Genomic DNA, 22,266 nt, shown 5'->3' on the forward strand with positions numbered 1-22,266 from the left:
CTGACGATCGCCACCGGGCAAGCCGACACCCCTTAGCCCACCACCCCACCCCCCGGCAAGCCAAAACTCCCCTTAACCCCCTTTTACCGCCATACGGGTGAACCTGGCGCATTCAGCAATCTTTGGAAGCATACGATCCGCTGCTGTGATGGAGAGTCAGAGGGCGGGCGCCGTGCTGGGCACGGCAGATGTGGTCATCCTGGGGGCGGGCCCGGCGGGGCTGGTGCTCGGCAACATCCTCCGGACGGCCGGAATCGACTGCGTGATCCTGGAGCGGGCCGCACGCGCGGAGCTGCACACCCGGGCACGGGCCGGCTTCCTCGCCGCGAACACCGTGCGCATCCTGGACCGCCACGGCCTCGCCGACGGGCTGCGGCGTCACGGCCAGCAGCACGGCACCTGCGAATTCCGCACCGACAGCGGCCGGTTCCGGCTCGACTACGGCAGCCTCGGCCGCCGCGAGCGGCACACCGTCTATCCGCAGCAGGATCTGGTGGCCGATCTACTGGCCCGCTACGAGGGCGCGGGCGGCCGGATCCTCTTCGCCTCGGAGGCCCTCGCCGTGACCGACGCCGACACGGACCGGACCCGGCCCTCCGTGTCGGTCCGGGCCGAGGACGGCCGCCCCGGCCGCTGGCAGGGCCGGTATGTCGCCGGGTGCGACGGCCGTCATGGCGCGGCCCGCCGCTCCCTCCCGCCGGGCGCGGTCCGGCGCCACCATCTCGACCTCGGCGTCTCCTGGCTCGGACTGCTCGCCGAGGCGCCCCCGAGCCTCGACGCCATCGGGTACGCGGTGCACGCGAGGGGATTCGCCGGGCACATGGCGCGCACCGCCGAGGTCACCCGCTACTACCTCCAGTGCGCCCGGGGCACGGCCGCCGGGGACCGGTCCGACGAATGGATCTGGGACGAGCTGGAACTGCGGATGCGCGCCGCCGAGCACGGCCCGCTGCACCGGGGCCGCTTCCTCCAGCGCATGGTGATCGACCTAGAGTCCGATGTCCTGGAACCCCTGCGCCACGGCTCCCTCCTCCTCGCGGGCGACGCCGCCAGTCTGCTCAGCCCCTCCGCCGCCAAGGGCGCCAATCTCGCGGTACTGGAGGCGGAGTTGCTCGCCGACGCCCTGATCGCGGCGCTGCGGCACGGCTCCACCGGGGGACTGGACGGCTACTCGGCGCGCTGTCTGGCCCATGTGCGTCAGGCGCAACGATTCTCCCAGTGGATGACCCGCCTGCTGCACGGCCTTCCCCACGCGCCAGGCCGGGGCGAGCCGCTCTCGCCGTACCACGAGCCGCTCCAGAAACGTCCCTGCTTGGACACCCTGCGCACCTCGCCCGCCGAACAGGACTGGTTCGCCGAACAGTACGTCGGCATCTGAGACCCACCCCCGCCCCCGTCCCTGCCCCTGCCCCTGCCCCTGCCCCTGCCCCTGCCCCTACCTTCCGCACGCCCTCCCATGAACTCCCATGAACTCCCTTCAACGGCCTCGTCCGGCCTTCACCCCCCTTGCCATCCCGAGAAACCCGAGGACCCCACTGCGATGACGCCGACCACGACGCCGTCGATCCCCACCCCCACCCCAACCCCCACCCCCAGCGACCCGGCCCGCCTGCGCGCGGCGGCCGACTTCGTCAGGGCGCAGGACACCGCCACCCTGCTCCCCCTGCTCCTGCCCGGCCTCGACGCGGTGGAGACGAGGGCGCTGGTCGAGCACTGCCGGTTCTCGCACGCCGCGCTGCTGGTCTTCCCGCCCGATCTGCCCGCGCTCCACGCCCAACTGGCCGCCTGCGGACTGACCGTGGACCCGGCGACGCCCCCGACGCCCAGCGTCGTCGTCCGCGACCGGCTCGCCGCGCGTCACCGGCTCGACGCCGCCGGACTGGACGTCCGGATCCTGCGCCCGCCGGTCCACGGACCGCACGGCGGGGACCGTACCGTCGAGGTGTTCCTGCTGGCGAGGGACGCCGAGGGCACGCCGGGCGGCGTCGCGGCCCTCGCCGAAGAGGAGCGGGCCGAGGAGCACGAGGCGCATGTGGCGTTCGCGGTGGCGCGGCCGGACCCGCTGGTGCTGCGCGGGATCTGCGCGATCCTCGCCCGCCGCGGCGCCCGCCCGGACGGGGGCGGCTACAACCCGCACGAGGACGGCACGGTCTTCTACTTCACGGCCCCCGAGGACGCGAAGAGCGGGTACCGGCGAGTGGAGCTGTACGTGCCCGGCGATCACCGGGAGGTGCTCACCGGCCACCTCACCCCGCCGGAAGAGGCGGCCCCGGCACCGACCCCGGCCCCGCAGCCCCCAGCGGAAACGCTCCTGCGCCTGCTGACCGGGGCCTGGACGACCCAGGCCCTGGCCACCTTCGCGCAGCTCGGCATCCCCGACGCGATGAGCACGCGGACCGCCGTCGCCGCGGGGCCGCTCGCGCGGCGGACCGGCACCGATCCGGGCAGCCTCGCCCGGCTGCTGCGCTACCTCACCATGCTCGGTGTCGTCACCGGCACCCCCGACGGCCACCGCCTCACCCCCTCGGGCGCCCTGCTGCGCACCGACACCCCGGGCTCCCTGCGCCCCCTGGCCCTGCTCTACGGCGGTCCCTTCTACGAGTCGTTCGCCGCCCTCGGGCACACGGTCCGCACCGGCCGGACCGCGTTCGACCACCACTTCGGCGCACATCACTTCGACCATTTCGCCCGCCGCCCCGAACTCGCCGATCTCTTCGACCGGTCGATGGCCGCGAGCACCCGGATGTTCGCCCCGCTGGCGGCCCATCCGGTCGTCACCGCGGCGGCCGGGTCGCCGACTCCGGCGACGGTGGTCGACATCGCGGGCGGCAACGGCGCACTCCTCGCCCACCTCCTGCCGGCCCACCCGCGCCTGCACGGGGTCCTGCTCGAACGCCCTCATGTCATCGAGGGGGCCCGCCGCACCCTGGCCGCCGCGCGCTGCGCCGACCGGTGCGTCTTTCTGGCCGGTGATTTCGGGGACGTTCCGCCGGGCGGCGATGTCTATGTGCTGTCCCGGATCCTGCACGACTGGGACGACGACCGGTGCCGGGAGATCCTCCGGCAGTGTGCCCGCGCGATGCCGGCCGGAGCGGATCTGCTCATCGTCGAACGTCTGCTGCCCGCCGACGGCGGCCCGTCCCTCGCCGTCTCCTGGGACCTCCACATGATGTGCAACGTCGGCGGCCGGGAGCGGACCGCCGCCCACTACGCCGAGTTGCTGTCCGGCGCGGGGCTCGACCTGCTCTCCCACAGCCCCCTCCCGCTGGACGCCCATGTGCTGCATGTGCGCAAGGCGGGACGGACGGGGGCGGGGACGGATGTGGGCACGGATGCGGGTGCGGGCGCGGGGCGGGCGGCGGGTGACAGCGCCCTGGTGGTCTGACCGGGGGGGCGATCCCCTGCCCGACGTCCGGCACTTGGGGCGCTCTTTGCTTACCGGAGGATCCTCCGGTAACGTCGCCGACAGGTGGAGAGGGTTCCGGCTCCCAGCGGAATGAATTTTGGTCGTTGACCAAACATAAGCCGACGCCACCTCACCTCGGACACCACCCCCGGCGACCGACAGGGAAGGCGACTCGCCATGAACCACCTCGAACCCGGCCCCGAACCCGAATCCGAACCCGAGCCCGAGCAGGCGGGTTTCCGGCGGCGCGGCTTTCTGGCCACCACGGCGGGAGCCGCCGGGGCGATGGCCGTCACGGCCGGGGCGGCGACACCGCGGGACGCGCCGGCGGCCCCCGGGCCCCCCGAGGAGGACGGGCCCGGCGGGGACGGCGACGGAGTCGCGTTCACCGTCAACGGCCGGGCCGTCGCACTCGCCGTGGACGCACGGGTGACCCTGCTCGACGCGCTGCGCGAGCGGCTGAACCTGACCGGCACCAAGAAGGGCTGCGACCGGGGGCAGTGCGGGGCGTGCACCGTGCACATCGAGGGGCGGCGGGTCCTGGCCTGCCTCACCCTGGTCGGCTCGGTGCGCGACCGGGAGGTCACCACCATCGAAGGGCTCGCCGACGGGGAGCGGCTGCACCCGATGCAGCAGGCGTTCATCGACTGCGACGGCCTCCAGTGCGGGTTCTGCACCCCGGGTCAGGTCATGTCGGCGGTGGGACTGGTCCGGGAGGGCCGGGCGCGCTCCGACGACGAGATCCGCGAGCACATGTCCGGCAACATCTGCCGGTGCAGCGCCTACCCCCACATCGTCGACGCGGTACGGAAGGGGGCGCGCTGATGCGGCCCATCGAGTTCACGGTCCCGGCGAGTGTGCCGGACGCCCTGCGCCGGTTCGACTCCGGCACGGTCTATCTGGCCGGGGGCACCACCCTGGTCGATCTGATGAAGCTCGACGTCATGACCCCGCGCCGGGTGCTGGACATCGATCGGCTGCCGCTGCGCGGCATCACCCGCCGCCGCGACGGGCTGCACATCGCCGCCCTGGAGCGGATGAGCGACGTGGCCGTCCACCGCACGGTCGTCCAGGACTACCCGGTGCTCTCCCAGGCCCTGCTGCTCAGCGCCTCCCCCCAGTTGCGGAACATGGCCAGCATCGGCGGCAATCTGCTCCAGCGCACCCGCTGCTCCTACTTCCGGGACATCACCGTCGCCTGCAACAAGCGGGAGCCGGGCAGCGGTTGCCCGGCGCGCGAGGGTGTCAACCGCTCGCACGCCGTGCTGGGCACCAGTGACTCCTGTGTCGCCACCCACGCCAGCGATCTCGCGGTGGCCCTGGTCGCGCTGGAGGCCAGGGTGACACTCACCGGCCCCGACGGCACGCGCGCCCTGCCCCTGGAGGACTTCTACCGGCTGCCCGGCGACACCCCCGAGGTGGAGAACGAACTGCGCCCCGGCGAGATCATCACCGAGGTCGTCGTACCCCCCTTGCACTGGGCGCGCCGGTCGGTCTACCTGAAGGTCCGCGACCGCCAGTCCTACGAGTTCGCCCTCACCTCCGCCGCCGTCGCCGCCGAACTGCGCGGCCGGACGGTCCGTGACGTGCGGATCGCGGTGGGCGGGGTGGCCACCCGGCCGTGGCGGCTGCGCCGGGTCGAGGAGGCGCTCATCGGGCAGCCCCTGCGGGAGTCGACCGTGGTCACGGCGGTGGAACGGGCCGCCGACGGGGCCCGGCCCCTCACCCACAACGCGTTCAAACCGGCTCTGCTGCGCAGCACGATCGCACGGGCCCTGATGGACCTCGTGAACTGAAGGATCCGGTGAACTGACATGGCACAGAACCTGATCGGCACCCCCGTCGACCGCGTCGACGGCCGCGCCAAGGTGACCGGCACCGCCCGCTACGCCGCCGATCACATCCTGCCCCGGATGGTCTACGGCCATCTCGTCCTCAGCACCGTCAGCCGGGGGACCGTCCGCGCGATGGACGTCCGGGCCGCGCGCTCCGCACCCGGTGTGGTGGCCGTCTACAGCCCCTTCGACCCGCTGGCCCTCGGACCGCTGCCCGGGGGCGGTGCCGCCGAGGCGTTCGGCGAGCTGGACCCGCCGCTCCGGGACAACGGCGTGCGCCACCGGGGCCAGATCATCGGCCTGGTGGTCGCCGGGACCGTCGAGCAGGCCCGGGACGCCGCCGCCCTGGTCGAGGTGGAGTACGCCGCCGAACCCGCCGACCTGACCTTCGAGGAGCGGCTCGACCAGGCCCAGGAACTCGGCTACCCCCCGTCGGTCACGCTGCCCTCCGCCGAGGCGGTCGCGCGGGCGTGGGCGGACAGCCCGGTCACCCTGGAGCGGACGTACCGTCAGCCCGCCGAGCATCACAACGCGATGGAGCCGCACGCGGCCGTCGCCCACTGGGAGGGTGACACCCTCACCCTGTACACCGGCACCCAGGGGCCCCGGCTGCACGCCATCGAGGTGGCCGCCGCGCTGGGGGTGGAGGTGGACCGGGTCCATGTGGTGAGCCCCCATGTGGGGGGCGGGTTCGGCGGCAAGGCCACCACCTGGTCACCCACTCTGCTGGCCGCCGCCGCGGCCCGCGCGCTGCGCCGCCCGGTCAAACTCGTCGTCACCCGGGAGCAGCTCTACACCGTGACCGGGCACCGGGCCGCCGCGGTGCAGACCGTGGGGCTGGGCTGTGACCGCGAGGGACGGCTCTCGGTGATCCGGCACGACGGATGGTGCCGCGGCTCGGTCACCGGCAACGGCTTCGAGGCGCCCGCCCTGGCCGCCCTGCGCTCTTACAAGGTGGCGAACGTCCGGGCCCGCAACTTCGGGCTGAAGCTGAACATCCCGCCCGTCACCATCATGCGGGCGCCCGCCGAACAGCCCGGCTCGTTCGGGCTGGAGTGCGCGCTCGACGAACTCGCGGAGGAACTCGGCATCGACCCGCTGGAGATCCGCCGCCGCAACTTCGCCGATGTCCATCCCGCCGAGGGCCTGCCCTGGTCCAGCAACCATCTGGAGGAGTGCTACCGGATCGGCGCCGAGCGCATCGGCTGGCACCGGCGGGCCGCCGCGCCCGGCACCACCGAGGACGGCGACTGGCTGGTGGGCCTCGGGATGGCCACCTCCGGCCTGGGCTCCGCGCCCGCATTCAGTGTGAGTGTGCGGGTGGCGTTCCGCCGGGACGGAACGGCGAGCGTGGCCAGTTCCACGGCGGACATCGGCACCGGGATGCGGACGGTCCTCGCGGTGATGGCGGCGGACGCGCTCGGGCTGCCGCTGGCCCGGATCCGGACCGAGGTGGGCGATTCGACGCTGCCCAGTACCGATGCCTCGGCCGCCGGGGCGATCGGCTCCGAGGGGACGGCGAGTGTGGCCCCGGCCGTCGCGCCCGCCGCGCGGGCCGCTGTCGCCGCGCTCGTCGACCACGCGGCGACCCATCCGCGCTCCCCGTTCCGGGGCACGGCCGCCGGGGACCTGGCCTACCGGGCGGGGGTGCTGTCGGGCGGCGGGCGGTCGATGCGGTTCACCGAACTGCTGGCCCGGACCGGGGCGCCGGCGGTGGAGGCGGTGGCGACCACGCCGGAGGCGCCGGCCGAGAGCGAGGTCTCCTTCCAGTCGTTCTCCGCGCACTTCTGCGAGGTCCGGGTCAACCGCTGGACGCGCGAGCCCCGGCTGTCGCGGTTCGTGAGCGTGGTCGACGCCGGGCGGATCATCAGCCACAAGACCGCCCGCAGCCAGATCGTCGGCGGGGTCATCTGGGGCCTCGGCCAGGCGTTCCTGGAGGACGCCCATCTGGAGCCCGGCACCGGGCGGATCTTCAACGCCAACCTCGCCGACTACATGGTCCCGGTGAACGCGGACGCCCCGCCCATCGACGTCCACCTCCTCGACCACCCGGACACCGAGGTCAGTCCCGTCGGCGCGCGGGGGCTGGGCGAACTCGGCAACATCGGCGCCGCGGCGGCCATCGCCAACGCGGTGCACCACGCGACCGGGATCCGCGTCCGGGATCTGCCGATCACCATCGAGAAGCTGCTCTGAGGGGGCCCGCTCCGGGACCGGCCGGACGATTGACGCGATAACACCGTTAACACTAGCTTGGGGCGGCCCGCCACCGCCGACAACACCGTTACCGGCGGGCGAGGATCCAGCGGGAGAGAGACTCCCGGGAATCGAGACCCCTCATGCCCCTCAAGGTCCTGGTGTCCGGAGCGAGTGTCGCGGGGCCCGCGCTCGCCCTGTGGCTCGCCCGCTACGGCGCGGAGGTCACCGTCGTGGAGCGCGCCCCCGCCCTGCGCCGGGGCGGGCAACTGGTCGACCTGCGCGGGGTGTCCCGGGAGTCGATCCGCCGCCTCGGCGTCGACGCCGAGGTGCGCGCCGCCCGCGAGGCCAGCCTCGGGATGTCCTTCGTGGACCACCGCAACCGGCGCCGGGGCGAGCTGCGCGCCGAGCACTTCGGCGGCGACGGCCCGGTCGCGGAGATCGAGATCCTGCGCGGAAAGCTCTCCGAGGTCCTCCACCGGCGCTGCCTCGCCCACGGGGTGACCCACCGCTTCGGCGACAGCCTCCGCGCCGTGCGCGACACCGGGACACGGGTCGAGGCCGACTTCCGCTCCGGCCACCGGGAGCGCTACGACGTGGTGGTCGGCGCGGACGGCCTGCACTCCGAACTGCGCCGGATGCTCTTCGGCCCCGATCAGGGCGTCCTCCACCACCTCGGGACGTATGTGTCCTTCTGGACGGCCGACAACCATCTCGGCCTCAAGGACTGGACCCTCGTCCACAGCGAGCCCGGCCGCACCATCGGTATGCGCTCGATCCTCGACAACACCAAGGTGATGGCCTTCTTCGGATTCCGCGCGGCGCTGCCGTCCCACGACCACCGCGACCCGGAGGCACAGCGGCGCATCGTCCGGGCGCACGCCGCGGGCATGGGCTGGGAGGCGCCGACGCTGCTGACCCAGATGGAGACCGCCGACGACTTCTTCTTCGACACCTGTAGCCAGGTGCGGCTGCCGTCCTGGTCCACGGGGCGGGTCGGACTCGTCGGCGACGCCGCGTACTGCACCTCCCCGCTCTCCGGGCACGGCGCGACCGTCGCCGTCGTCGGCGCCCATGTCCTCGCCGGCGAGCTGGCCCGGACCCCCGACGACCCGGCGGGCGCCTTCGCCCGGTACGAGGGCAAGCTGCGCCCCTGGCTCGACCGGATCCAGCGGTCGGCGCCCGGCCAGGGGCGGCTGATGACCCCCGAGACACCGCTCGGGATCCAGTTCCGCGATCAACTGGTCCGGCTGCTCACCCTCGTCCCCGCGAAGGACCGGCTGCTCGCCGGACCCGACAGGACATCCAACGCCTTCGAGCTGGACGACTACTCCGACCTGCTGGTGGCCGGCTGAACCGACCGGATCCCCCCGCTCCCCCACCACCCCCGCCTTGCATGGCGGAGGACCCTCCGGTAACGTCGTTAACAACCGGAGGGTCCTCCGCTTTTGCACGGGACGCCGTCCGTCACGGCCCGGGACCCTAACGCATCGTGATCGACGCGTCGTGATCGACGCACTTTGATCGGAGACAGTCCATGAGCAGCGCTTCCACGAACAGGGCTTCCCTCAGCAGGGTTTCCTTCGGTGGCCTCACCACCTCGGCCCAGGGCCTCGGCTGCATGGGCATGAGCGAGGGCTACCCGCCCTACGGCCCCGGGAGCTGGGACGAGGCGGTCACGACCGTCCATCGCGCCCTCGACCTCGGCATCACCATGATCGACACCGCCGACGCCTACGGCCTCGGCCACAACGAGGTGCTCGTCGGACGGGCCATCGCCGGGCGCCGGGACGAGGTCCAGCTCGCCACCAAGGCCGGCATCGAGCGCATGAGCGGCGACACCTGGACCCTGCGCGGCAACGCCACCTACCTCAAGCGCGCCTGCGACGCCTCCCTGCTGCGCCTGGGTGTCGACCACATCGACCTCTACTACTTGCACCGGGTCGCCCCGGACGCCGAGATCGAGGAGTCGGTCGGGGCGCTGGCCGATCTGGTCAAGGAGGGCAAGATCGGCCACATCGGCCTGTCCGAGGTGGACGGCACCCTGCTGCGGCGCGCGCACGCGGTGCACCCGATCACGGCGGTGCAGAGCGAGTACTCGATCTGGTCCCGCGACCTGGAGCAGTCCGTCGCGGACGCGCTGCGCGACCTGGGGGTGGGGCTGGTCGCCTACTCCCCGCTCGGGCGCGGCTTCCTCACCGGCGCCGTGGATGTCACCGCGCTGCCGGCCGGTGACGCCCGCAGGCGGCTGCCGCGCTTCCAGACCACGGACAACCAGAGCATCGCCGACGGGGTGCGCGCCCTGGCCGAGGCCCGGGGTGTCACCCCGGCGCAGATCGCGCTGGCCTGGGTGCATGCCCGGGGTGAGCGGCTCGGCGTGCCGGTGGTGCCGATCCCGGGCACCAGGCGGGTGAAGTGGCTGGAGCAGAACGCCGCCGCAGCGGCCGTCGCCCTCACACCGGAGGACGTCACCATCCTGGACGCCCTGGCGGACCAGGTGGTGGGCGGCCGGTACTGAACGGTCGGATACCGGGCAGCCGGTTGCCGGACGGCCGGTACCGAGCGGTCAGCCCCGGCCGTCGCCCCCGGGACCGGCGCCCTCACCTGCGGCCCGTTCGCGCAGCCCCGCCACGAACAGACCGAGGCCGAACTCGAAGCGGCCGTCGAAGTCGGCGATCTCCTCGACGGGCGTGGCGAACAGATGGGGGTAGGCCGCACCACTGACGGCGGCGTCCGGCCTGCCGATCTCGCCCTCGCCGTGGCCCTGCTGCTCCAGGGCCTCACCGAGGACATAGCTGAAGAGCGAGGAGGTCGCCCACAGCGCCGAGACGCCCTGGAGACCGGCCCGCTGCATGGCCGCGATCAGCCGGTCCGCGAAGGCCAGGCTGTAGTGCTGGGCGGCGTAACTGCCCCCGACGATCCGGGCGCCGTCGCGCTGGGCCAGCAGGGCGCGCCGCAACTGCCGGGCGAGCAGGGCGACATCCGCCTCCCAGGGCTCGTCCCGGCGTTCGGCGAGGGCCCCGGAGAGGATCTTCTCCGCCATCTGGTCCAGCAGGGCGCCCTTGTTGCCGAAGACCCGGTAGATGGCGGGGAGCTGGAGGTTGCAGGTGTCCGCCAGGCGCCGCATGGTGAGCCCCTCCAGACCGCCTTCGTCCACGAGGCGCAGGGCGGCGACCACCAGGGCCTGGGCCCGGGTCGCGGGAGGCGGTGCGCCGGTTCGTCGGGTGGGGGTGGCTTCTCGCTCGGTCGGCATGTTAACGATGTTAATACGCCGACGCGGCCGGACCCGAAGACAACCTCCCCTCCCCGCCCCTCAGAGCGTGGCCACCACCTCGATCTCCACCAGGAACTCGGCCCGGAACAGACCGGCCACCCCCACCCCCGTGCTCGCCGGCGGCGCGGGGTGCCCCTTGCGGGCCGCCACCAGGAGTCCGGCGAGCAGGTCCGCCTGATCGGGTGTGTAACCCGCGAGATAGACCGTCTCCTTGATGATCTTCTCGCGGGAGGACCCGGCCGCGCGGAGCGCCAGCTCGACATTGTCGTACGCCTTCTCGAACTGGGTGGCGAGATCGTCGCCCACCACCTCGCCCTTCGCGTCCCAGGCGACCTGTCCGGAGGTGTAGACGAGCCCGGCCGAGTGCAGCACGACGGCGTGCGAGAGGACCCCCGGCAGCGGCGGGAGCTCGGGGGCGTTGATGTAACTGACCGACATTTCTGGTCCCTTCGGCGGCCGACAAGCCTGGTAACGGCGTTACCATGCCTGGCGAAGGTAGTGACAACACCGTTAACACGTCAAGGACCCGGCGGAACCCGCGCGCATCGGCCCCTTCGCCCGCCCTGCCGCGCACCGCCCCTCCTCGACGACCTGATCCGACCCCACCCCCAATCGTCCCGATGACCCAGGGAGCAGCAGCGATGCAGTACGTGAAACTCGGTTCGACCGGCCTGGACGTGTCCCGGATCTGCCTGGGCGGCATGAGCTACGGGGAACCCTTCCGGGGCACCCATGAGTGGACCCTCGGTGAGGACGCCGCCCGCCCGCTGATCGAGCAGGCGCTGGACTCCGGGATCAATTTCTTCGACACCGCGAACATCTACTCCGACGGCAGCGGCGAGGAGATCGTCGGCCGGGCGCTGCGGGACTTCGCCGACCGGGACGAGATCGTGCTCGCCACCAAGGTGCACGGACGGATGCGTCCCGGTCCGAACGGCGGCGGGCTCTCCCGCAAGGCGATCATGACGGAGATCGACCGCAGTCTGACCCGCCTCGGCACCGACTACGTCGACCTGTACTACGTGCACCGCTGGGACCCGCACACCCCCATCGAGGAGACGATGGAGGCGCTGCACGATCTGGTGCGGGCGGGCAAGGTGCGCTATCTCGGGGCGAGTTCGATGTACGCGTGGCAGTTCTCGAAGGCGCAGTACACCGCCGCGGCCCACGGCTGGACCCGGTTCGTGGTCATGCAGAACCACTACAACCTCATCTACCGCGAGGAGGAGCGCGAGATGCTGCCGCTCTGCGCGGACCAGGGGGTGGGGGTCCTGCCCTGGAGCCCGCTCGCCCGGGGACGCCTCACCCGCGACTGGGGCACGGTCACCGAACGCAGCACCGGGGACGTGTACGGCAGCACCCTGTACCAGGAGGGTTACCGCGGGGTCGTGGAGGCGGTCGCCCGGATCGCCGCCGAGCGGGGTGTCCGGCGCGCCCAGGTCGCACTGGCCTGGCTGCTCCACCAGGACACGGTGACCGCACCCGTCATCGGCGCGTCGAAGCCCGGCCATCTGGAGGACGCGGTCGCCGCCGTCGAACTCACCCTCTCCGACAAGGAGTTGGCGGAGCTGGAGCGGCCGTACATCCCGCACCCGGTGTCCGGCCACTGATCCCGGGCCACCTCCGGACCCCGCTCCCGCGGCCCCCTCCGACACCCGCCCGTCCATCGCACGACCTCCACACGACCTCCGTACGACCTCTTGACGACAGTTCCCGCGTCCCTTGTACTGAGGAAAATTTTTGGTCCCTGACCAAGAATCTGTCGGGCGGCGTACAGGGCCCCGGCATCGTCCCGGCTGCCCTGTTCCCCGCCTCGAACCGCCGGAGGAATCACCGTGCAGAAGCTCTCAGGCTCCGGAAAAACCCTCACCCGGGGCGCTGTCGGCGTACCGGGAATGCTGTTCATGGTCCTGGCCGCGACGGCGCCCCTCACCGCGCTGTCCGCCAACTTCACCCTCACCTTCGCGCTGGGCGCGGGCGTCGGCACGGTCGGGGTGATCATCGTCGTCGCGGCGCTGCTCGCGCTCTACACCGTCGGCTATCTGGCGATGGCCCGCACGATCGTCAACAGCGGCGCCTACTACGCCTACATCGAGTACGGCCTCGGCAAGGTGGCCGGGGCGGCCTCGGCCATGGTGGCGACGGTCCAGTACAACGCGGGCGCGGTCGGTATGGCGGTGCTCTCGGGGTACTTCACCGACGGATTCATGGTGACGACCTTCGGGGTGGATCTGCCGTGGTGGCTCTACGCGGCCGTCGCCGTCGCCGCCACCGCGGTGCTGGGTCATCTCGGGGTCTCGATCGCCTCGAAGGTCACCGCGGTGGTCTGTCTGCTCCAGTTCGCCATCGTGCTCGCGCTGATGGTGGCCGTCCTGCTCGACTCCCGTGCCTCCTACAGCACGGCCGTGTTCTCCCCGGACCATGTCTTCGGGAGTCATATCGGGCTGTCGATCCTGTTCATCCTGCTGGCCTTCGCCGGATACGAGGCGAGCGCCTGCTACTCCGAGGAGGCGGACAACGCCCCCCGGCAGGTGGCCTGGGCGACCTATCTGGCGCTGGGCGGGCTCACCGTGCTGTTCGTCGCCGCCGCGTGGACCGTCGTCGCCTCCGTCGGCGATGTCGCCACCGCCGCCCGGACCGATCCGGCCGGGCTGATCGCGGGTGTGGCCACCACCCACCTCGGCGACTGGGTGGGTCCGGTGCTCACCGGCAGCATCGCGGTCAGCTTCTTCGGCGCCACGGTCTCCGTCCACACCGTCGCCTCCCGCTATCTCTTCTCCCTCGGCCGCGCCGGACTGCTGCCGCGCGGCCTCGCGGCCGTCCATCCGCGCCGGGGCACCCCGCACCACGCCCACACCACCCAGGTGGCCGTGGTGGTCGCCTTCCTCGTGCCGTTCGCCGCGGGGGGCCTCGACCCGCTGCTCAGCCTGCTCCCGGCGCTCGGCGGCGTCACCGCGCTCGGCCTGCTCACCCTGATGATCCTGTGCAGCGCGAGTGTCGTGGTCTCGGCGACGCGGGGCACCCTGTCCGGCTCGCTCTGGGCCACCCGGATCGCCCCGGGCCTCTCCTTCCTCGCCCTCGGCGCCTGCACGGTGGTGATCGTCGCCAACTACCCGACCGTCACCGGCAGCGACTCGGCCCTCATCAACTCCATGCCGGTCGTCCTGGTCCTCGGCGCGGCGATCGGCGCCATCGTGGCCTGGCGCCGACAGCACCCGGCACGCCTTGTCGCCCTCCCGGCGGCGGACCGCCCGGAAGCGGTGGCCGGCCCCTGACGACACCGCCCGCCCGCCGTCCCGGAAACAGGGCGGCGGCGCGCGCGGTGCCGCTCACGCCCCCGCGAAGTACCTGGGCCCGGCGGGCGTCCCGAGCTGGGAGCGGGCCGCGAGGTCCAGGCCCGCCTCGGCGAGGGTGAGGAGTTCGACCAGGCGGTTCTCCTCCCAGTGGGCGAGGCGCTCGGCGGGCAGCGGCCGGTCCGCGGTCCAGTCCCGCAGCGCCGCCGCGAGGCCCGCCGCGTCACCGAACGCCTTGGAGGTGCCGGACGCGGTGTGCGGCCGTACCGTTCCCGCCGCGTCGCCGATGAGCGCCGCGTGGTCGGCGACCATCCGGAACGGCGGGAGGTCGTACACCGGTTGCAGGAAGACCTCCGACGCCTCGATGAGCCGGGTGAGCGGTGCGGGCAGGGTCACTTCCGCCGTGCCCAGCAGCTCCTTCTCGGTCTCCGGCAGGATCTCGCCGGGCGGGAGGAACGCCGTGTGCGTGCGGCCCGAGCGGCCGGTCAGGAGCCGGGGCAGATCCCGCTCGGAGACGTTCGTGTACCAGACCCAGTTGATCCGCCGCTCCCCCTCACCCAGTTCCCCCTCGGCGCCGGGCACCGGATGGCACAGCACCTGCTGGCCCTCCGCGCTGAACACCGTGAACCGGCCCGACAGCAGGTCCCGCAGATCGTCCGGCAGCGCCGACTCCGGCTCCAGTCCGCGCCAGGCCACATAGCCGGAGTACGCGGGCCGCGTCGCCGGGTCGAGCAGCCGGCGCGTCGCCGAGCCGATACCGTCCGCGCCGACCAGGAAGTTGCCCTGTGCGGTGTGCCCGTCGCCGAACTCCGCGGTGACCTCCGCGCCCTCCACCGTGACCCGTCGCAGGGCGCTGTCCCGGCGGTGGCAGACCCCCTCCAGGGGGGCGCGCAGGGTCCGGTGGAGGGTGTCCCAGGAGGTCATCGACTGGGGCATCGCGTAGCGGTCCGGCTCACCGTGCAGATGCAGTTGCTGACGCTCCCACAGTTCCACGGACACCTGCCGTGCCGTGACCCCCAGCCGTCCCAGCAGGTCCTCGACCTCCGGCTGCATCACGATCCCCGCGCCCCGCGCCCGTGTGTTCCCCGCCGACCGCTCGTACACGGCGACCTCGGCACCCACCGCCGCCAGTTCATGCGCCGCCGCGAGCCCGCCCAGGGACCCTCCGACGATCACGGCCCTGGCTGTCCTGCTCGGCTCCATCGCACGCCTTCCCGAACCCGTTCCGCCCGCACCCGCCACCCGGCGGCGCGGTCCACCCCCATCCTGCCCGGTCGCACCGGTCCCGTCGCGGAGGCGGCCGGGGTGGCCCCCCGCGCGGACCGGAACCCCGATATCAGTCACCACCCCTTTCCTTCACCAGGAGTTCACCTACAATGACCACGACCGGGTCGCTCCCTTCATCTCACCGAGCGATGGGCATGGGCGTTGTCCCACTTCAGGGCGTCGGACGAGGGTCCGTTGACTGGTTGTCAGCGCCGCAATGTACGTCATATGACGGATGCCGGGGCACATGTGGGCTTCATAAGGTCCGTGGCATGCCACACCGCGTGAAATCAACCCTGCGCGGCTGAGTCCGTCGGCCGAACCCCACTCCTGAGGGCAGGTCCTTTCAGCCGGCGCCCGCCGCCCCCGGCCGCACCGGGGACGACAGCCGCCGAGCCTCCCCAGGTCCTCCGGCTGGCGCCGACGGACCGGACCATCCGTCGGCCGCCGTCTCCGCACACCTCACATCTGACACCTCACTCCGCGGCGCGGGGGCTCACCGGCGAGCCTTCCGCCGGGTCCCTTCCCCATGCCCTCTCCACACCATCCGTACGACCCACACCCTCCGTACGACCCACACCTCTGCACGCCTCACCACACCTCTACGAGGAGTCCCATGAGTACTGAGATGTCGCGCCGCAATGTCCTGGCCGCGGGAGCCGCGCTGGCCGGATCGGCGGCCCTGATCACCGGCGCGTCGGGAACGGCCGGTGCCGCGCCGGCCGCGGCCCCGGCGGAGGAGGCGAAGTCGACGGCCAGGCCCACCGTCGTCCTGGTGCACGGCGGTTACGCCGACTCCTCGTGCTGGAACGCCACCATCGAGAAGTTGCAGCACAAGGGCTACACCACGGTCTGTGCGGCGAACCCGCTGCGGGGTATTCCGACCGACGCCCCGTATGTCGCGAGCCTGCTGGACTCCATCAGCGGACCGGTCGTCCTGGTCGCCCACTCCATGGGTGGCACGGTCATCACCAACGCCGCCGCCGGGAAGAGCAATGTCAAGGCGCTGGTCTACATCGCGGCGTTCGCGCCCGAGGTGGGCGAGACCCAGGGCGAACTCATCACCAAGTTCCCGGGCAGCGAGGTCGGGCCGGTGAGCGTGCCGGTCCCGTACACGAAGGCGGACGGCACGACGGGCATCGATCTGTATCTGAGCAAGGACGGCCAGGCGGCCTTCGCCGCCGACATCTCCGCCTCCGCCTTCCGGGTCCTCCAGGCCACCCAGCGGCCCTTCGACGCGGACTCCTTCATCTACCCGACCACGGCCGCCGCCTGGAAGACGATTCCGTCGTGGGGGCTGGTCGCCGGGCGCGACAAGGCGATCCCGGCGGAGTGCGCGCGCTGGATGTACAGCCGGGCGAACGCCCGGAAGGTGGTCGAGGTGCCGCAGTCGTCGCATGTCGTGATGCTCAGCCACCCGCGGGTGGTCGCGGACCTCATCCACGACGCCGCCAAGGCCGTCGGCTGACCCGGCCGGTGAACGCCCCCGAGCCGGATTCCGGCGGTCGCTGAGGCTCGGCGACCGGCACGGGTGACAGCCTGGGCCGGTCGCCTCGCCGGGCATGCGGGGGTCGCGGTGGCGGTGGCGGTGGCCGGCGTCCGCGCACGGTGCCGGGCGAAGACCACGAGGCGCAGCACCGCGAACCGCGCGACCCCGGCGAGGGCGGACGCGGTCAGGTAGACGGCCTGCTCCTGCATCGCGCTGGGTGCCGCCGTCAGTTGATGCAGCGCCAGCATCGCCACGCTGGTCAGGGCGTACGCCGCCGCGGCGGACCCGGCCGACTGGGCGTGCTGGCGCCGGGTGGCGCGTCCGCCCGCGCCGAAGGTGAAGCGGGCGTGCAGTTCGGTGGCCAGCAGCGTGGAGACCACGGTGATCAGCGCGTTGGCCAGCACCCAGGGGACCAGGGAGGCGAGGGCGGCCACGGCGAGACTGGACACGATCCCCAGTCCTCCGCCGCAGAGCACGAAACGGACGAAGGCGGTGAGGACGCCGGGTGCCGATCCCTGACGGCTCCCCGCCGTCGTCTCGGCTGCCTGCACGTCCGCCTTCATGCCCGCCCCCGTCCCTATCTCTGCCTCTGTCTCTGCGCCGGTCTTCGTCTCTGTCCTCATGATCCGCCCCCTTGTTGACCGGCTCACCGGCCGACCGCTTCGCCCGCCGATGGGCCGCATCGCAATGACGCCATCATGGCACATCGATGGCGCCATTGCGAACCAATAGCGAGATTATGGCGCCATCGACGGCGTCACGATGGGGTCGAGGGCGGCACATCAGCAGGTCAGCGGCTCAGCCGCTCGGTATGGCGGCTGGGACAGCGGGCGGGGGCGGCGTACGCCGACCCGGTGCGGTCGGTCAGGACGGGTTCAGTTTGATGGCGAAGGTGTTGAAGATGGACCACACGTCGACCCAGCCGAGTCCGGTCGTGCACCCGGCGGAGCCGCAGCCCCAGCCGACGCTGACGATGCCGTTCAGCTCCCGGCTGTTGGGGTCGTTGAGGTAGATCACCGGACCGCCGCTGTCGCCGCCCCGGCCGACGACTCCGCCGTAGTGGGGGACGCCGTAGCTGCCCCACACGGTGGTGCCGTTGACGGTCCAGCCGGCGTTGCCCGCGTACACGGTCCGGATGTTGCAGACGACCTTGGAGTTGTAGCCGAGCTGGCAGGTGAAGTCGCCGACGGCGACATTGCGGACGCCGTTGAGGTAGCGGGTGTAGCCCCCGGCGTCGGTGCCGTCCCAGGTGTTGCGGTAGGTGGGCGTCTCGATGAAGAGCGCGTCGATCGCGGGCAGGTCGTACTTGACCTGGCCGATGTAGTTGCCGCCGGCGGCGTAGACATGGTCGTTGACGTTGTAGCAGTGGCCGGCGGTGACGAGCCACTGGCGGCCGTCCCAGGTGCTGACGGCGGGAATGCCGCTGGTGCAGTTGGACTGGGTGCCGTACGCCGGTCCGAGGGCCGCCCCCGCATAGAACGGCGAGGTGTCGTTCCAGCGGCTCAAGGGACGTGCCGGCGCGGACTTGGTGACCCGCACCGGGGTGCCGCCGGCGGCGGAGCGTGCGGCGGCGACGGCGGGCGCGGCCAGATACGCTCTGGCCGCCGCCGGGTCGTCCACGGCCAGTTCGATCGAGCCGCCGTCGATCGACGTACCCGCCAGCCCCACGTCGAAGGGCAGCGCGGGGTCGGCGACGATCGCGCCGATCTCCTTCCTGAGCTGCTGACGGGACTTCTTGCCCTCAAGGACAGTGACGAGCCCGGTGTCGGCCCTGGGGTTGGCGCGGCGGACCGCGGCCAGGAAGCGGTCGGCGCGGTCCACATCGGTGAGGTAGACATTGACCGAGCGGTAGTCGGAGGCCATCTCGACCTGGGTGTAGATGTCGGCGTGGTCCCCCTGTCCGACCTGGGCGACGGCGTCGGCCACCACCCGCAGCGGCCGGAGGACCTCGCCCTGCTTCTCCGGTGACATCGCGGCGACCTCCGCGACGGACAGCGGCCTCGGCGCGTTCGGAGCGGCGGACGCCGCTGTCAGTGTCAGCGGCAGCAGGGAAAGGGCCGCCGCGACGGCGAGGGTGCAGCGGATCATGTTCTTCATGAGCCCCCCAATCGGCACCGCCTGTGCGGAGCCTGTATCGGCACAGGGGAAGTTATTCAGGGACATGTCAATCCACTAGCCCTGTTTACGGACATCGTGGGTATCGGGACGGCGGGGGCGGTGTTGCCCGGGACCGGGGCGGCCCGCGTGGCCCGGGACGGCGGTGGCGTTGTCCCGGAGGGAACGCGGTGGTGCTCGGCAGCGCACGGAAATCGGCGTCCCCCGAAGGGCCCGGCCCCTCCGCCCGCCCGCAGCACCGCCGGTCAGGAGCCCCTCCCGCGCCCCGCTCCCCCGCAGGTCCCGTCGGAAACGGCCCTCTCACCAGCGATATCCATCCCGTACAGTTCGCGGGGTGAACACCCCCGGCAGCAGAACGAGGCGCGGCTCCCCCTCCGTCGGGGAGCTGGTGGGCCGCCGGACGGAGATCGCCGAGGTCCTGGACGTCGTCGCCGAGGGGCCCGGCGGGCCGCGGCTGCTGCTTCTGGTCGGGGAGGCGGGCACGGGCAAGTCCGGGCTGCTGGCGGTCGCCGTCGACCGGGCCCGGGACACGGCGATGCTGGTGCTGACGTCGCAGGGCAGCGAGGCCGAGTCGCGGCAGTCGTTCGCGTCCCTGCACCAACTGCTGTTCCCGCTGCTGCCGGACCTCGCCGGGCTGCCGGATCATCTGCGCGGCGCGCTGGAGACCGCGTTCGGGCTGGCGCCCGCCGAGGGGCCGCACGACCCGCTGCGGCTGTGTGTCGCGGTCCAGACGCTGCTCGCCCGGGTCGCCCGGCGCCAGCGCGTCCTGCTGGCCATCGACGACCTCCAGCACTTCGACCGGGACTCCCTGGATGTGCTGGGCTTCGTGCTGCGCCGGCTCACGACGGACACCGTGCCGACGCTGGTGACGGCCCGGGGACAGCACGCCCCGCACGGCTTCCCGGCGAATCTGCCCACGCTGCTGCTGGGGCCGCTGGCCGACGACGCGGCGGCCGAGCTGGTGGACGCCCAGCCGTATGTGCCCACCGGCCGGACCCGGCTGGAACTGCTGCGGCAGGCCCGCGGGAATCCGCTGGCCATCATCGAGCTGTGCCGCGCGGCCGGGAACGGCGGCTCGGTGGCGCTGCCCGGCGGACTGCTGCTGCACTCGGCCCGGATCGAGGAGCTGTACGCGGCCCGGCTGCGCGAACTGCCGCCGACGACCCAGTTGCTGGTGCTGCACGCGGCGGCCTCGGAGCGCGACGACCTCACCATGATCATGGCCGCCGCGGGCACCGGGCCGGACCTGGAAGCGTGGGCCCCGGCGGAGCGGGCGGGCCTGGTGACCATCGTGGAGGGGCGGGTGGTCTTCCGGCATCCGCTGGCCCGCGCCGGTTCCTACCACGGTGCCCCGGCCCATCTCCGGTACCGCGCGCACCAGCAGTTGGCGGCGGCCTTCACCGCGGATCCGGCGCGCCGCGCCTGGCATCTGGCCGCCGCCTGTCTCGACCGGGACGAGTCGGTGGCGGCGGCCCTGGAGGAGACCGCCGGGCTCGCCGAGCGGCGCGGTGGGTTCTTCGCCGCCGCACGGGCCCTGGAGCGGTCGGCGGAGTGCACCCCCGACGTCACGGACCGGGCCCGCCGGTACGCCGGGGCCCTGCACGCCGCCGCCAACGCCGGCGACCCCACCTGGGTGCAGGAGCTGTACGAGAAGGTCGTCGCCCTCCCCCAGGACCGGCACGCGCTGGGTTCGGCGGCCTGCGGCGCGGGGCTGGCCCTGTCGTTGCTGGGCCGCCAGCGGCAGGCGGCGCAGGTGCTGCTGAGCGCGCTGGAACCGGAACCGCCCGAGGACGGGAAACTCACGGTCGCCCTGACCTCGGTGCTCCAGGGGGTCGCCTTCCAGTCGGGCCTGCCGGAGGTTCGTCATGCGATCGCGGGCCCGGTCGCCCACCTCGCGAACCTGCCGCAGACCCAACACCCCGACACAGCCGCGAGCGAACACCCCTCACGACTCCCCGGCACCCAACACCCCCACACGGCCCCGAGCGAGCACCTCTCGGCACTCCCCGGGACCCAGCACCCCGCCGCGCCCCCGAGCGAACACCCCTCGCGACTCCCCGGGACCCAGCACCCGGCCGAGCACGTCCCAGCGCCGCCGCAGCCCCACCCGCCGCTCGCGACCCCGGACACACCCCCGGGCGCACCCCCCACCCCCGACGAGCGGGCCACCCACTACGCCGAGTTGGCGACAGCCGAAGCCCTCGCCGCCGTGCGGGCCGTCGCGCTGGCCGGAAGCGACCCGGCCGCCGCCCCCGATCTGCTGCCCCCTCTGCGCCGGGGCCCGCGCGGTCCCCGGCCGGCGGCCGACGTCGCGGAGATGACCCGGGTCCACGCGCTCGGCGGTGTCGCCTGGTTCGCCGACGAGTCCGACCTGAGCGTGGAGTCCTTCCGCCAGGCGTACGCGCTGCTCAAGTCCTACGGGTACATCGGCGCCGCCGCCACCACGTTCGCCGTGCTGGGCTCGGCGCTGATCGACACCGGACGCTGGGCGGAGGCCGACGAACACCTCCGGGAGACCGCCACCCTGGCCGCCGTCCACAAGCTCAAGCACCTCCAGATCGATGTCGAGGCGCTGCGGGCCACCCTGGGCGCGCTGCGCGGGAACCCCGTCGAGCTGCCCTCCGACCCCGCCTGGACGGCCGTCGGCCTGGACGAGAACCGGGCCACCCACGCCCGTCTGCTGCACGCCGCCGGGACCGTCGCCTCGGCGGCCGGGGACTTCGACAGCGCCTTCCGGCACTTCCGGCAGTTGTTCGACGCGGACGGCGGCCCCCTGCACTACTTCCTGTCGCCCCGCTCGATCACCGACCTCGCCGCCGCCGCGCAACGCACGGACCGCCGGGAGGAGGGGGCCCGCGTCCTCGCCTCGGTGCGCGCCGCGGCGGGGCCGCGCCCGACGACCCGGATGACACTGCTGCTGCACCATGCCGCCGCGCTGACCGGCGACCCCAAGGACACCGAGCACCACTTCCGGCTCGCCACGGTCAACCCCGCCGGGGATCAGTGGCCGCTGGTCCGGGCGCAGGCGCGGCTGCGCTACGCGCAGTGGCTGCGGCGTCGGCGGCGCCCGCTGGACGCGCGTCCCCTGCTGGCGGCGGCCGAGGAGGCGTTCACCCGGCTCGGCGCGTCCGGGCCGGCCGGGGAGGCGCTCGCCGAGCTGCGGGCCAGCGGCGTGGGCACCGTGCCGGCCGGCGCCGACGCGCTCGCGGAACTGACCGCCCAGCAGCGTCAGATCGTCCGGCTGGCGGCGCAGGGGCTGCGCAACCGGGAGATCGCCGAGCAACTGCTGCTGTCCCCCCGCACGGTGAGTTCCCATCTCTACCAGGTGTATCCGAAGCTGGGGGTCAGCAGCCGCACCCAGTTGCGCGCGCTCCTCGACGACCTGTGACCCC

Annotated in this window: 15 protein-coding genes and 1 pseudogene; 11 read left to right on the top strand and 5 right to left on the bottom strand. The window is 72.9% G+C overall.

The features are described from left to right. Positions 1-148 precede the first annotated feature (148 nt). The 7 genes from AB0O01_RS01730 to AB0O01_RS01760 all read left to right on the top strand — a co-directional run bounded on the left by AB0O01_RS01730 (position 149) and on the right by AB0O01_RS01760 (position 9,955). Positions 149-1,378, top strand: coding sequence for a 4-hydroxybenzoate 3-monooxygenase (locus AB0O01_RS01730; RefSeq protein ID WP_365309879.1), 1,230 nt, complete (start codon positions 149-151; stop codon positions 1,376-1,378). Between the two features lie 162 nt (positions 1,379-1,540). Further along, positions 1,541-3,385, top strand: a complete 1,845-nt coding sequence (locus tag AB0O01_RS01735) for a methyltransferase (RefSeq protein ID WP_365309881.1) — start codon at positions 1,541-1,543, stop codon at positions 3,383-3,385. Between the two features lie 198 nt (positions 3,386-3,583). Further along, positions 3,584-4,231, top strand: a complete 648-nt coding sequence (locus AB0O01_RS01740; RefSeq protein ID WP_365309883.1) for a (2Fe-2S)-binding protein — start codon at positions 3,584-3,586, stop codon at positions 4,229-4,231. After that, positions 4,231-5,202 carry a xanthine dehydrogenase family protein subunit M gene (locus AB0O01_RS01745; protein ID WP_365309885.1) on the top strand — a complete coding sequence of 324 codons (972 nt, stop codon included), beginning with the start codon at positions 4,231-4,233 and terminating at the stop codon, positions 5,200-5,202. The genes AB0O01_RS01740 and AB0O01_RS01745 overlap by 1 nt, the downstream gene beginning before the upstream one ends. A gap of 18 nt (positions 5,203-5,220) precedes the next feature. Next, positions 5,221-7,437 (top strand): xanthine dehydrogenase family protein molybdopterin-binding subunit, encoded by a 2,217-nt coding sequence (locus tag AB0O01_RS01750; RefSeq protein WP_365309887.1) that lies wholly within the window; start codon positions 5,221-5,223, stop codon positions 7,435-7,437. Between the two features lie 143 nt (positions 7,438-7,580). Beyond that, positions 7,581-8,792, top strand: a complete 1,212-nt coding sequence (locus AB0O01_RS01755) for an FAD-dependent monooxygenase (protein WP_365309890.1) — start codon at positions 7,581-7,583, stop codon at positions 8,790-8,792. A 182-nt stretch (positions 8,793-8,974) separates the two neighbouring features. Further along, positions 8,975-9,955 (top strand): aldo/keto reductase, encoded by a 981-nt coding sequence (locus AB0O01_RS01760; RefSeq protein WP_365309892.1) that lies wholly within the window; start codon positions 8,975-8,977, stop codon positions 9,953-9,955. Between the two features lie 48 nt (positions 9,956-10,003). Here AB0O01_RS01760 and AB0O01_RS01765 read toward each other — a convergent pair whose 3' ends face one another. Continuing rightward, entirely contained in the window at positions 10,004-10,690 is a 687-nt protein-coding gene (locus AB0O01_RS01765) for a TetR/AcrR family transcriptional regulator C-terminal domain-containing protein (RefSeq protein ID WP_365309894.1), read from the bottom strand. A 60-nt stretch (positions 10,691-10,750) separates the two neighbouring features. Continuing rightward, complete coding sequence (locus tag AB0O01_RS01770; protein ID WP_365309897.1) at positions 10,751-11,149, bottom strand: RidA family protein; 399 nt, start codon at positions 11,147-11,149, stop codon at positions 10,751-10,753. A gap of 203 nt (positions 11,150-11,352) precedes the next feature. Between AB0O01_RS01770 and AB0O01_RS01775 the strand changes: the two genes are divergently transcribed. Together AB0O01_RS01775 and AB0O01_RS01780 are read left to right on the top strand one after the other, a co-directional pair. Continuing rightward, positions 11,353-12,321 carry an aldo/keto reductase gene (locus AB0O01_RS01775; protein ID WP_365309899.1) on the top strand — a complete coding sequence of 323 codons (969 nt, stop codon included), beginning with the start codon at positions 11,353-11,355 and terminating at the stop codon, positions 12,319-12,321. 225 nt (positions 12,322-12,546) lie between these two features. Beyond that, positions 12,547-13,986: an APC family permease gene (locus AB0O01_RS01780; RefSeq protein ID WP_365309901.1), complete on the top strand. Its 1,440-nt coding sequence runs from the start codon at positions 12,547-12,549 to the stop codon at positions 13,984-13,986. Positions 13,987-14,040: 54 nt separating this feature from the next. On the opposite strand, the gene AB0O01_RS01785 is transcribed toward AB0O01_RS01780, so the two are convergent. Continuing rightward, a complete protein-coding gene (locus AB0O01_RS01785) occupies positions 14,041-15,207 on the bottom strand; it encodes an FAD-dependent monooxygenase (RefSeq protein WP_365309903.1) in 1,167 nt (388 codons plus the stop codon). Between the two features lie 679 nt (positions 15,208-15,886). On the opposite strand from AB0O01_RS01785, the gene AB0O01_RS01790 reads away from it, so the two are divergent. Next, positions 15,887-16,738: an alpha/beta hydrolase gene (locus tag AB0O01_RS01790; RefSeq protein WP_365309905.1), complete on the top strand. Its 852-nt coding sequence runs from the start codon at positions 15,887-15,889 to the stop codon at positions 16,736-16,738. A 131-nt stretch (positions 16,739-16,869) separates the two neighbouring features. Here AB0O01_RS01790 and AB0O01_RS01795 read toward each other — a convergent pair. Together AB0O01_RS01795 and AB0O01_RS01800 are read right to left on the bottom strand one after the other, a co-directional pair. After that, positions 16,870-17,322 (bottom strand): annotated as a pseudogene (locus AB0O01_RS01795) (GtrA family protein); the annotation flags it as partial. A gap of 301 nt (positions 17,323-17,623) precedes the next feature. Further along, the gene (locus AB0O01_RS01800) at positions 17,624-18,856 is read right to left on the bottom strand and encodes a hypothetical protein (RefSeq protein ID WP_365309907.1); all 1,233 of its coding nucleotides are present in this window, start codon (positions 18,854-18,856) and stop codon (positions 17,624-17,626) included. 352 nt (positions 18,857-19,208) lie between these two features. Between AB0O01_RS01800 and AB0O01_RS01805 the strand changes: the two genes are divergently transcribed. After that, a complete protein-coding gene (locus AB0O01_RS01805; protein ID WP_365309910.1) occupies positions 19,209-22,262 on the top strand; it encodes an AAA family ATPase in 3,054 nt (1,017 codons plus the stop codon). Positions 22,263-22,266: the final 4 nt, after the last annotated feature.

Origin of the sequence: Streptomyces sp. NPDC093252 (assembly GCF_040683675.1) — a bacterium.
GTDB lineage: Bacteria > Actinomycetota > Actinomycetes > Streptomycetales > Streptomycetaceae > Streptomyces.